Source organism: bacterium (assembly GCA_024226335.1).
Lineage (GTDB): Bacteria > Myxococcota_A > UBA9160 > SZUA-336 > SZUA-336 > JAAELY01.
In genome coordinates this window covers 1-12,314 of the sequence record JAAELY010000341.1, presented here as the reverse complement: position 1 = coordinate 12,314, position 12,314 = coordinate 1, and the positions used below count along the sequence as shown (strand labels likewise).

Below are 12,314 nucleotides of genomic sequence, written 5' to 3'. Positions count from 1 at the left end.
ACTTTGAATCGCGTCGAAAGAAATCGGGAAGTAGCTGCGTGTTCGGGTCCGGTCGCTCAGTCCGGCAGGCCCAGAACGCGCTTGGCGATGACGTTCAATTGCACCTCGGAGGTGCCGCCTTCGATCGAGTTTCCCTTGGAGCGCAACCAGCCACGGGTTTCCATGATGTCGAGCGGGGTGAACTCATCGCCGCTCCAGCCCAGAGCCGCTGCGCCGCGCACCGACATCAATATCTCTGAGCGGCGTTTGTTCAATTCGCTCGCATAGAGCTTGAACATGGAGGTCGCCGGTCCTGGACCCTGTCCGGCTTTCGCCTGCTCACCGCTGCGCTTGAGTGTGAGCCCGAAGCAGAGTGCGTCCATCTCGTTCTGGGCGATGCGATCGCGCAGCGGGTAATCCGCCAACTGACCCTGCTTTTCACCGAGATGGGCTCGCGCGGCTTCCGCCAACGCACTGGTCGGAGCGGGTACCGGACCCTTCTTGGCCTGGGGGCGCTCTCCTCCTCCTCCGGTGCCGCCTGAGAGCATGGCCCGTTCGTGCTGGAGCAGGCGCTTGGCGATCGTCCAGCCGCCATTCAGTGTGCCGACCAGGTTGCGAGCCTCGGCTTTGACGTCCTGGAAGAAAACCTGGCAGAACTCGGAGGCGCCGCTGATCAGCTGGATCGGCGAGATCGTGACGCCCGGCTGGCGCAGATCGAAAAGGATGAAGCTGATGCCATCGTGCTTGGCCGCATCTGGATCGGTGCGGGTCAGACAGAAAATCCAGTCGGCGTTGTTCGCGCCCGTCGTCCAGATCTTCGAACCGTTGATGATGTACTTGTCGCCGTCGCGCACCGCGCGGGTCTGCAGACTGGCGAGGTCGGAACCGGCCCCCGGCTCGCTGTACCCCTGGCACCACTGGATCTCACAGCTCACGATCTTGGGCAGGTGCTCCTTCTTCTGCTCTTCGTTGCCGAACTCGAGCAGAACGGGTCCCAGCATCGAGGTGCCAAAGAAGCTGGCCACCGGGACCCAGTTTGCGAAGCGTCCCATCTCATGGCTCAAAACCCGGGCTTCGTCCTTCGAAAGGCCTCCGCCGCCGTATTCGCGCGGCCAGGTTGGCATCGTATAACCGCGCTCGATATAGACCTGTTGCCAGGAATCGCGGTCTTCTTTCGTCGATGTGGCGCCGGGTCGAAGTGAAGCCGGACAGTTCGCTTCCAGCCATTCGACGAGTTCCGAGCGGAACGCTTCGAGAGATGCGTCGGGCATCGGTAATTCCTCCAAATGCGGCCGCTGCTCTGGACGAGACGCGGGATCCGTTTTCCGCGTTCGGAGATAACACATCGATCCCATGTATGGGAAATGCTCCGACCCCGGTTGGGCTCTTCGCTCAGACAACCCACGAAATGCTGAGATGTCGAGTCCCGGCCGGTAGCTCCAGTTCGATGTCATCGCCAGCGCATTTTCCGAGCAACGCCCGCCCCATGGGTGAGCCCGGTGTCACGGGACGGATCATCGTTCCATCCACGTCCAGCGTTTCACCGGCGCCGGCCGGAATGAGGAAAACGATGGAAGGACCGCTGAGCTGATCCTCGATCTCGATGAGCGCGGTCATGGCCACTGCATCGTCGGGTTCGAAGCTCGCGAGCGTCATGCTCGCGAGTCGCGCTGCTTCCGCTTCCAACGCCTCGACACGCCGCGCGAGTCCGCGGGCGAGGTAGCTCGCCTCGACGGCGCGCGTGTCCTTCGGATCTTCGGCGCGTGTCTCTTCGTGAGTTGCACCGGCCGCGGTCGTTTTCTGCGAGTCGGTCAAACCGTCGAGTGCATCAGCGATCCGTTTGCGCAGCGCCTCGAGCACCCGTGTCTTGTCGATCGTCTTCACCGGGAGTGAGCTTCGGGCAGAGTTCCGATGATCTTTTCGGCTGCCAGGTTGTCGATCTCGTCTTTGCTGTAACCGAGTTCGCGCAGGATCTCGTCGTTGTGCTGGCCGAGGGTCGGTGCTGCGCAGTTCAGCCAGCGCTCGACGCTGGCGAAGCGGAAGGGTGCGCCCATCGTCAACTGGCGACCGATGACCGGATGCTCGAGTTCCTCTACGAAGCCACGTGCCAGGTAGTGCGGGTGGGTGGATAGCGAACGGGGATCGAGGATCGCGGCGGCTGGCACGCCGACGGCGAGAAGCTCTTCGATCCACGTGTCCCTGTCGCGTTGCGCGAATGCATTGCGCAGTCCTTCGTCGATCTCGTCATGGAGGGCGCGTCGCGAAGGTAGATCTGCGTCGATCTTGGTGGCCCATTCCGGTCGTCCGAGTAGCTCCACGAGCGCCCGCCATTGCGTTTCGCTGGTGACCGATAGCGCGAGCCACTGCGGGTTTTCGGCGAGCTGGTGATCGCGACACGCGTACAGTCCCTGGGGTGCGGCTTCTGGACTGCGATTCCCCTGCCGACTCATCAGATTCCCGTAGGCCGTGTGCTCGATCACCTGCTCGGCGGTGATGTTCAGTGCGGCTTCGAGCATTGAACATTCGATGAAGTGACCGCGTTGGCTGTGATCGCGCTCGGCCATGGCGACCAGCAAGGCGAACGCGGCGTGTACACCCGCAACCGGGTCGCACGGGCCGCGTTGGATCCGCGGTTGATCCTCGAGGTGTCCGGTCAACCACGACAGACCGCTCATCTGCTCCATGGTCGCGGCGAAGCCCACGTTTTCGCGCAACGGTCCGTCCAGACCGAAGGCCGGCATGCGAACATAGTGACAGCGGGGATTGAGTTCCTGAATCCTTTCCCAGCTGACGCCGAAGCCGTCCATCACGCGCGGGCTGTAGTTCTCCACCAGGGCGTCGGCGTCGAGGATCAGCTTTTCGAGCACCTCCATCCCCTTGGGGCTGGAAAGGTCCAACGTCAGGCCGCGCTTGTTCGTGTTGGCCGACAGGTAGATGAAGCTGCACTCCCACCAGGCTTCCTGTTGAGCCGCGAAAGTGCTGCCCACGCTCCGACAGCCGTCGATCTTCTGGATGGATTCGACGTGAATGACGTCGGCGCCGAGCATCGCCAGCATCTGCGTGGCGATCGGGCCGGCCCACCATGTGGTGACATCGATGATGCGCATGCCCTCCAGTGGCAGGCGTCGGTTTCCCTCGGGTTGCGGTCTCTGCGGGTTTCGCGCTTCGATCCGGCCGTCGTGCTCGCCGAGACGCGGTGCGGTGCGCGCGCTCGGGAGCGACTGATGATCGATGCGATACGGAGGAATCGGTCGTTTGAATCCGCCCGATGGATCCTCGACGAAGACTCCGCGCGCCTGGGTCTGATCCTGCTCGAGTACCGTCTGGCCATTGCAGATCGGTGCGACGGGTATCCGCAACTCGTGGGCGCGTTCGATGATCTCGTGGCTCGTGTGCTTCTGGGTGTAGGCGTGGAGGACCTTCTCCCACTCCTCGAAGCGTCCGAGACGCTGACCGAACTGATCGAATTCGCCTGACTCATGGAGATCGGGGCGTTCGATCAAGAGCATGAAGTCGGACATCTGTTTCGGTGTGTAGGTGGTGAAGCCGACGAAGCCATCGCTGGTGGGTTCGATCGAAGGTGTTTCGATATTGGGCAGCGCACCCGATACCGGCGGTCGGCCGAGGATGCTCCACATCAGATCGAGGTAGCAGTTCGTCGCCATCCCGGTCACTTCGTGCAGTGAAAAGTCGACGTGCTCGCCCTGGCCCGTCGCCTGCGCTCTTCGGACCGCGGCCAGCGCAGGAACCGAGGCGAAACAGCCTCCGGCCCACGCGGCTACACCTCCACCCGCCTGAAAAGGCTCACCACCGATACGCTGCCGCCCACCTAGCGATCCGCATTCAGCCTGAATACTGAAGTCACTGGCTGGTCGGTCGGCCAGCGGACCCGTCAAACCAAACGGCGTGATCGTGAGGATCACCAGGCCGGGATGGCGTTCGAGAACTGCGTTGCGATCGTAGGCTTGGACGGACAGGTCTTCGATCAGCAGGTCCGCGCTCGCGATCAGGTCATCGCATTCTCCATCGATGAGGGAGCCGACGACGCTTCGCTTCGATGCGTTCAGATACCGGAATAGCGCAGCGTCTTCAGGGCCGAGATCGACTCCATTGACCGACCAGCCGCGCAATGGATCACCTGTCGCCGTTTCCAGCTTGATGACATCCGCACCGGCGTCCGCAAAGAGCTTGCCACAATACGGCCCGGCGATATGGCTCGAGCCGTCGATGACCCGTATGTCTTTCAGCCCGCGCATGTTGTTCCCCTCGCGAACCGCGATCAGGATTCGTTAGTTGACCCGATCCGTGTTGTCATTCAGCGATCTGTTGCGTGAGTTCCCATGCATCCGGTGATCATGGGTAGATCCAGGAAAGTCTTGAGCCCAGGATTATCCGCTTCACACACCAGGGGTACGGAGTTCACCAGGTGAAAAGCCGTCGTGCTCAGTCCCTGCGCCACACGCTCATCCTGTGTCAGCTCAGCTGGGAAATCGATATCGATGTTCAGGTTCACATCGCCTTCGAGTTTGATTCGCCAGCCGGATTCGCGCGGGATGTCCATCTTGGATTGCAGGCGCGTCTGTTTGATGTCGTCCACGTACCAGATCTGTTCCTGAATGATCTCGGTGCCTTCTCGCGTCGTTCCGATATGCCTGTAGTGGTTCAATGCGATCGTGCCTTCCTCGATGATGCCGACCGCGGTCTCGATAGGTTGATTGGCCAGGATGAAGTCGTGCTTCGCTTCGTAGGAAATCACCTTGCTTCCCAGGCCTTCGGCAATCATGTCGATCGGCTCATACCAGCTATTGGCCAGCATTGCCTTGAGAGGGTTGCTCATGGCCTCGTCGGGGGTTCGGCCCAGGTTCATCACGTTGCGCATGACGCCTTCCGAACTGTAGGTTCGGCAATCTCCGCATTCGGTCATGGTGATGCGATCGATCTGATTACACCAGCCGGTGAAGGTCAGAGGGAAGCGCTCGGCGATGCCGCCGGGATTGCATCCCGAGGCGTGCATATTGACACCGCCCGTCTTGCACGCGGCGGCAATCGCGGCCGAAACGTCGGGGCTTTGGATGAAGGGAAACCAGTAAGGGCAGGGCGTGATCACGTGCTTGCCGGACTCCAGCAGACGACACATCTCGCCCAGATCCCAGGGGAGCGGGCAGTAGATCACGCAATCGGCGTCGAGCGCCATGATCTCGGCCACGTCCTGTGTCGCGATGACTCCGGTCTCATCGATACCGACGATCTCTCCGGCATCGAGCCCCTTCTTGGCATCGCTATAGACCTTGACTCCGACGAGTTCGAGCTTGGGATGCCGTACGATTCCGCGCAGGGCCGCACTTCCCACGACACCCGTTGCCCACTGGATGACCTTGTACATCTGCGTCACGGGATCTCCTCAGGAACCGATTCGGTTCAAGCGGTACACGCGAATCTTCCGCTCGGTTCTCTTCTCGTAGACTTTCATCTGTGGAATGGCGTGTCGCACGTCGTCCCAGACCTTCTGTTTCTCTGAGTCACTCAACACCCGGGCCCGCGCGTTGAAGCGCTCGCCGCGCATCTGTACCTCGACCTGGGGGTTTGCGTCGATGTTGTAGCGCCAGGCCGGGTGCTTCTGCTGACCCATGGCACTGGCCACGACCAGTTGATCCCCTTCGTGCTCCAGGCAGGCGAGGTGTACGGATCGCGGCTGGCCGGACTTGCGGCCGATCGCGGTCATCGTGAGCATGGGCATGGTCGGAGGGCCCAGCGAAGTCAAGCGACCGTTTGTGGCCCGGAAGATCAGCGGATCCAGCCGCGCTGCCACGTTCTTGATCAGCCAGGTGAAGACGGGGGAGGTGGAGAGCCAGACGACGAAGTCACTCTCGGCAGAGGCCTGACGCTCGGGATCCACTTTTTCTTCCACCGAGGCAATATATCAGCTGCGCAAGCAATCCCAGGAGAGAGAATGAGTTCATCGCAAGAAGTCCCGGTCATCGTCGGCGTGGGCCAGATTCTGCAGCGTCTGGAGGATCCGCGCAAAGCGGCCGAACCCCTGCAGATGATGGTGGCCGCGCTCGAGCAGGCCGGCGAAGACGCCGGAGCCCCGAAACTCCTGCAGCGAGCGAATTCGATCTACGTGCTTCGCGGTGCCTGGGCGTACGGAGATCCCGGACGTGAGATCGCGCGCAGACTCAGCGCGATGCCGGACGAGACCGTCGGCACTCCCTACGGCGGAAACTACGCGCAGGCCTGCGTGATCGACGCGGCCCGCGAGATTCAAGCGGGGCGTTGCGGGGTCGCGCTGGTGACCAGCGGCGAGAAAGGTCGCAGCGTGGGGCAGGCTCAACGCCAGGGCGTCGAACTGACGGAAACCGAAGCGCCCGGTGTTCCCGATCGCATGGTCGATCTGGACAAGGCGATCTTTCACGATGCCGAACTTGCGCGCGGCATGAACAGCGCCAGCGATATCTTCGCCATCATCGACAGCGCGCTTCGCGCTGCGAAAGGCGAGTCCCTGACGACTCACGAAGAGCGGATCGCTGAACTCTGGGCGGGTTTCAACGAGGTCGCTCGTGACAACCCCAATGCCTGGATTCGCAAACCGTACACGGCGCAGGAGATCGGTCGGGCTTCGCCGGACAATCCGATGATTTCCTATCCCTACACGCGACTGATGAATGCCAATGCCCGGGTCGACATGGCCGCCGGCGTCATTGTCTGCTCGCTGAAAACCGCACGGGAGGCGGGTGTGCCCGAGGACAAGCTCGTTTTCCCGCACTCCGCAACCGAGGCCAACGACAGTCTCTTCCTGTCCAACCGGAAGGAGTTTCACCGCTCGCCCGCAGTGCGGATCGCGGGAAAACGCGTACTCGAACTCGCGAACAAGACGATCGAAGAGATCGAGCATCTGGATCTCTACAGCTGCTTTCCGTCCTCGGTTCAGGTCGCTGCAAACGAACTCGGTGTTCCCGAAAATCGCCCCCTTACCGTGACCGGAGGACTGACGTTTGGCGGCGGGCCGCTGAACAGCGCCACGCTTCACGCCATCACACGCATGGCCGAAGTCGTCCGCGAGGATCGCGGTTCCAGGGGTCTGGTTCACGGCAATGGCGGGTGGTTGGCCAAACACGCCTTCGCGATCTACTCCACCGAACAGCCCGAGGGCGGCTTTCGCTACGAGAACCTCCAGGAACAGGCGGATGCAAGTCCGTTGCGCGAAGCACTGATTGACTGGGAGGGACCGGTCGTCGTGGAGGCCTATACCGTCGCGCACAAGTCCGGCCAACCCAGAATCGCCCACGTGGCATGTCTTACAGAGGACGGTCGACGCACCTGGGGAACGGTAGAAGATCCAGCCGTGCTAGAGGCGATGATGCGGGAGGAATTCTGTGGCCGAAGCGGGAACATCGACGGCAAGGGCAAGCTGAGCGTGTCGTAGATCTCTGAACCTTTCGCCGCTCGCAGAAACGCCGAAGCCGCTCTCGGAGGTCGAACCGAACCGAATAGGTTCGGCGCGTGCGCTGCCGACGTTGACGGCTCGGCCTCGGCACCGTGAGCAACTCTGGTATCTGTCTACGGACGCAGGTAGCCGAGAATGACATCCGTTACGTGATCGCGTCGCGCGGCGAGAGCTTCCGGCGAGTCGAGTTCGCGTTCGAAGCTGACCGCGAGCGTATGGCGATTCGAAAGATAGAAGTAGCCGAGCGCAGCGATCGACCAGTACAGCTGAACAGGATCTACGTCTCTTCGGAATTCACCGCTCGCCTCGCCGCGCGCGATCACCGCGCGAAGCCCATCGACAAGCGACGACTGCAGATGCGCTACGTGTTCCGAGCGGCGCACGTATCTGGCTCGTTGCAGGTTCTCTGTGTTCAGCAGAGACAGGAACTCGGGGTGGGCCACGAAGTAGTCCCAGGTGAAATGAACCAGGCGACGGACCGCTTCTGCGGGCGGCGCGTCGGTCCAGTCGAGCTGAGCTTCGGCCTCGCGAATTCCCGCGTAGGCGCGCTCGAGCACCGCCAGGTACAGGCCCTCCTTGTCGCCGAAGTAGTGGTAGATCATCGCCTTGTTCAGCCCGGCGGCTGCGGCCAGGCGATCGACCCGGGCGCCCGCCAGACCGTGGACCGAGAACTCGCTTGTCGCCGCATCGAGGATCGAGCGGCGAGCGTCCCCGGGTTCGCGTCGGCGAGTCCGGGCAGCGGCTCGCGAGGCTTTCGCGGGCTTGTTCGTGGCCTTTGCGGCCCCTGGGCCGAGAGATCGTGTACTTGCCATTTCGTTCCGGACAGTGTACTAACCAACTAGTTAGTTGTAAAGGAATTTGCATGCCTGCGACGCGGCGTCCGGTGGTCGTGCCGGTCTTCATCCCGGGACTGGAATCCCTGCTCTGCGGCGAGACGGAGTGGAGCGCCCTGGAGGCGATCGCCGATCTGCCGGATCGGACCCCGCTCGCGGGGTTTGCGGTCGAGGGCGCGGCCGAAAGGCTGCGCGACGCGACGGTTCTGCTGACGGGCTGGGGGTGCCCGGCGATCGACGCCGCGGCTCTCGATCTGGCTCCGAATCTCGAACTCATCGCCCACGCCGCCGGAACGGTTAAAGAAATGGTCACCCCGGAGTTGTGGGAGCGAGGTGTGCGGGTCTGTTCTGCGGCCGCCGCCAACGCAGTGCCCGTCGCCGAGTTCACGCTCGCCGCGATCCTGCTCGCGAACAAGGACGCCTTCGCTTCCAACCAGCGTTACCACGCGAGTGGGGCTGCCGCCGCACGCGTCGGGTTCGACGTCGGCAATCGCAACAAGGTGGTCGGGATCGTCAGTGCATCGCGCGTCGGTCGGTGTGTGATCGAGATGCTCGCACCTTTCGATCTGAGGGTTCTGCTCTTTGATCCGTATCTGGACGAAGCCGAGGCCCGCGCCATGGCGACCGAGCCGGTCGGTCTCGACGAACTCCTCGAACGCTCCGACGTCGTGAGCTTGCACGCGCCGCTCATTCCCGAGACGACCGAAATGATCGGCAAGCGAGAACTCGCGCGGATGCGCGACGGGGCGACACTGATCAACACCGCACGGGGTCGGATCTGCAACGCAGAAGCACTCGAGGTGGAGCTGGTTTCCGGGCGTCTTCGCGCGGTCATCGATACCTCCGAGCCGGAGCCACTGCCCGATAACTCTCCGCTGCGCGGCTTGAGCAATGTCTTCCTGACACCCCATATCGCCGGTTCGCTCGGCACGGAGATCCCGCGCATGACTCAGCTCGCCATCGACGAGATCGGCCGCCTGGCTCGCGGTGAAGCTCTGCATCACGAAGTGCGCCGCACCGAACTGGAGCGCCAGGCGTGAGCGTCGTGTTGCCGGGGTTGTGCTCGATCAGCTTTCGCAAACACGAAGTGGACGCGGTTCTGCGTATGGCGGAGGAATCCGGTCTCCGGGCCCTGGAATGGGGTTCCGACGCCCACGTGCCTCCGGGCGACCCGACCGCGGCAGGCGCTCTCGCGCGGCGTTGTCGCGACGCCGGCCTGAGTTGCCCTTCGTACGGCTCCTATTACTTCGCCGGAAAGAGCGAAGACGCCGAACTCGACGCACTCCTCGACACGACCGAAGCGCTGGGGGCGAGTACTCTGCGCATCTGGGCGGCGTTTGGAACGGGTCCGGACTCGACTGCGCAAGAGCGCGCTAATGTCACCGATGCCGTCCGCGAGGCGGGTGTGCGCGCGGCCGGGCGCGGACTTGCGATTGGCCTCGAGTTCCACCCCGGTACTCTTACCGAGACCGCGGCCAGCACCCTCGCTCTACTGGAAGGTGCGGGAACAAACGTCTTCACGTACTGGCAACCCGTGGCCGGTGCAAAGGCCGAAGATTCGCTGGCCGAACTCGCGCGTGTGCAGGACCGACTGGCCCATCTGCACGTCTTCTCATGGGATCCGACGCCCGCGCAGCGACGGCCGCTCGATTTTCTGGAACCCATGTGGCGGGCTGCGCTGCGCCAGGCGGCACAAGAACGCACTTTCCCCGTACCGCGTTGTGCGTTCCTCGAATACCTGCCCGACGATGATCCAAAAGCCCTGCGTCGCGACGCCGCCGTCCTCGCCGGCTGGATCGATGAGGAGTGTGTATGACGACCGATCCCCGAGCGAATCCACTCGCCGGAAACCCCTTGCGCTCGCGCAGCGATCTGCAGCGCGCCGTACGCGATCTCGTGACTCCGCTTCTCCCGCACTTCAGTCCGGGTGGTGCGCGCGTCCGGCTCGGAAGTTATGCCGCGGCCTTCAGCCACACCGATGCCGAGTTCGAAGGTTATGCCCGGCCCCTTTGGGGTCTGGCTCCCCTGGTGGCCGGGGGCGGGACGTGGGATCACTGGGAACCCTGGGTTCGCGGCCTGGCCGCAGGATCCGATCCGGACCACCCGGAACACTGGTCCATGTATGAGAGCGCCACCCAGGCCATGGTCGAACAGGCCGCGGTTGGCTTCGGCCTCCTTCTGGTACCGGAGGTCCTCTGGGAACCGCTCGATGAGAAAGCCCGCGACCATCTCGTCGCCTGGCTCGGGCGAATCAACCAGCACGACCCGTTCCCGAACAACTGGCAGTTCTTCCGCGTACTGGTGAACCTGGGTCTGGAGCGAGTCGGACGACCGACCGACGAAGCCGCAGTCGAAGCCTCGCTCGACAAGATCGACAGTTACTACCTGGGCGATGGCTGGTATATGGACGGTCTCGGGCGAAGCCGCGATCACTATGTGGCCTGGGCGATCCACGCCTACGGGCTCATCTACGCCTACGCGCGACCGCAGGATCCGCGTTCGGCCAGGTTCCGCGAACGCGCGCGCTTGTACGCGCCGGATTTCGAGACCTGGTTCGACGCGGACGGGGGAACTCTGTCCTTTGGTCGCAGCCTGACCTATCGCTTCGCCGCCGCCGCTTTCTGGTCGGCCCTGGTCCTCGCCGACGAAGAAGCGCTGCCCTGGGGGCGGATCAAGGGACAGTTATTGCGTCACCTGCGCTGGTGGTCGCAGCACCCGATCTCCGATCGCGACGGCGTACTGAGTCTGGGCTGGTGTTACAACAATCCGTGGATGCGCGAGGAGTACAGCTCCGCGGGTTCACCGTACTGGGCGCTGAAGGCTTTCCTGTGTCTGGCCGCGCCCGAAGACCACCCCTTCTGGACGGTCGCGGAAGAACCGGCGCCCCCACCGGGCGAACCGCACGCCTTGCCCCGAGCGGGCATGGTCGTCGCGCGCGATGCCTGCCAGAGCGTCGCAGTGAGCGGCGGTCACGACGGGATGAGTTACTTCAATCAGGGGATCGCGAAGTACAGTCGCATGGCGTACTCGACGCGTTTCGCGCTCGGCGCTGACCCGGCCCGGGGCCTGGGCGACTCTACGATCGTATTCGAGGACCCAGCCAGTGGCCAGCGCTATGCGCGAGAGACCGTCGAGAGCCACGAGGTTCGCGACACGCGGGTCTATTCGCGCTGGTCGCCATGCCAGGGCGTGACCGTACACTCGGTCTTGTCGGGAGGGGCGCCGTGGCATCTGCGCGCCCATCGGGTCGTGACCGATCGTCGCCTGCGCACGATCGAGACCGGTTTCGCGTTGGGGCTCGAAGTGCCCGGTCGATTCGATGAGCTGTCGAAGTCCGGAGCGACGCGAGCGAGTTCGCCCCACGGCGCGACGGCGGCCGTCGACCTGGTCGGCGATCGAGAGGCCACCTGCTCTGCGCAGCCTCCCAATACGAATCTGGCCCACCCGTTCAGTGTCATTCCCCGGCTCGCAGGCGATCTCGAGCCGGGGGTTCACGATCTCGTGTGTGCGATCGGCGCCAGCACCGATGACGAGTCCGTGGCAGCCGACGCAGCACCCCGCGACGTGACCGCGTTGCTCGCCTGGCTGGACGAGGTCGCGCCGCGATGACACTCGCCCACGAGCGCCTGCGACCACGCCGCAAGATTGCGGGCATGTCTGCGGTTCTGCTTCCGTTCAGCGCGACGGGCGACATCGACTGGGCCGGTTTCGAAGCTCACGTGGCGCGCACCGCCGAGTCCGGGCTCGTGCCTGCGGTGAACATGGACACGGGCTATGTGCACTCGCTGGACGCCGCCACCCGAGTCAAGATCCTCGACGCGACGCAGGCCTGTGTGGATGACTTCGTCGCGGGTGCGTTCGTCGCCGACAAACCGGGCGACTCGCTCGACGAGCCCGCGTACCACCGCGCCGTCGAAGAGATTGCATCGCGCGGGGGTACGCCCGTCCTCTTTCCGTCGCACGGGTTGAACGCGCTCGGCGGGTCAGACTGGGTCGGGGCGCAGGCTCGCATGGCCGCAGACTGGGACTCGTACCTCGGGTTTGAACTCGGCCCGATG

11 protein-coding genes are annotated in these 12,314 nt (G+C 63.5%); 5 read left to right on the top strand and 6 right to left on the bottom strand.

Annotation, left to right across the window (positions count from 1 at the left end; all coding sequences use genetic code 11):
• Positions 1-56 precede the first annotated feature (56 nt).
• From GY725_17680 to GY725_17660, 5 genes are all read right to left on the bottom strand, one after another.
• Positions 57-1,250 (bottom strand): acyl-CoA dehydrogenase, encoded by a 1,194-nt coding sequence (locus GY725_17680; protein ID MCP4006020.1) that lies wholly within the window; start codon positions 1,248-1,250, stop codon positions 57-59.
• 121 nt (positions 1,251-1,371) lie between these two features.
• Positions 1,372-1,863: a GreA/GreB family elongation factor gene (locus tag GY725_17675; GenBank protein MCP4006019.1), complete on the bottom strand. Its 492-nt coding sequence runs from the start codon at positions 1,861-1,863 to the stop codon at positions 1,372-1,374.
• Positions 1,860-4,235, bottom strand: coding sequence for a CoA transferase (locus GY725_17670; protein MCP4006018.1), 2,376 nt, complete (start codon positions 4,233-4,235; stop codon positions 1,860-1,862). Before GY725_17670 ends, GY725_17675 begins: the two co-directional genes overlap by 4 nt.
• Positions 4,236-4,294: 59 nt before the next feature.
• Complete coding sequence (locus GY725_17665; GenBank protein ID MCP4006017.1) at positions 4,295-5,371, bottom strand: hypothetical protein; 1,077 nt, start codon at positions 5,369-5,371, stop codon at positions 4,295-4,297.
• 9 nt (positions 5,372-5,380) lie between these two features.
• Entirely contained in the window at positions 5,381-5,887 is a 507-nt protein-coding gene (locus GY725_17660; GenBank protein MCP4006016.1) for a nitroreductase family deazaflavin-dependent oxidoreductase, read from the bottom strand.
• Between the two features lie 42 nt (positions 5,888-5,929).
• Here GY725_17660 and GY725_17655 point away from each other — a divergent pair, with 42 nt between their 5' ends.
• On the top strand, positions 5,930-7,402 hold the full coding sequence (locus tag GY725_17655; GenBank protein ID MCP4006015.1) for an acetyl-CoA acetyltransferase: 1,473 nt from the start codon (positions 5,930-5,932) through the stop codon (positions 7,400-7,402).
• A gap of 134 nt (positions 7,403-7,536) precedes the next feature.
• Here GY725_17655 and GY725_17650 read toward each other — a convergent pair whose 3' ends face one another.
• Positions 7,537-8,235, bottom strand: coding sequence for a TetR/AcrR family transcriptional regulator (locus tag GY725_17650; GenBank protein ID MCP4006014.1), 699 nt, complete (start codon positions 8,233-8,235; stop codon positions 7,537-7,539).
• Between the two features lie 50 nt (positions 8,236-8,285).
• Between GY725_17650 and GY725_17645 the strand changes: the two genes are divergently transcribed.
• The 4 genes from GY725_17645 to GY725_17630 all read left to right on the top strand — a co-directional run.
• Positions 8,286-9,296, top strand: coding sequence for a hydroxyacid dehydrogenase (locus GY725_17645; GenBank protein MCP4006013.1), 1,011 nt, complete (start codon positions 8,286-8,288; stop codon positions 9,294-9,296).
• Positions 9,293-10,072 (top strand): TIM barrel protein, encoded by a 780-nt coding sequence (locus GY725_17640; GenBank protein MCP4006012.1) that lies wholly within the window; start codon positions 9,293-9,295, stop codon positions 10,070-10,072. The genes GY725_17645 and GY725_17640 overlap by 4 nt, the downstream gene beginning before the upstream one ends.
• Positions 10,069-11,865, top strand: coding sequence for a DUF2264 domain-containing protein (locus GY725_17635; protein MCP4006011.1), 1,797 nt, complete (start codon positions 10,069-10,071; stop codon positions 11,863-11,865). Before GY725_17640 ends, GY725_17635 begins: the two co-directional genes overlap by 4 nt.
• Positions 11,862-12,314: dihydrodipicolinate synthase family protein (locus tag GY725_17630; GenBank protein MCP4006010.1), on the top strand; the 453-nt coding region annotated here is incomplete at its 3' end. The genes GY725_17635 and GY725_17630, both read left to right, overlap by 4 nt.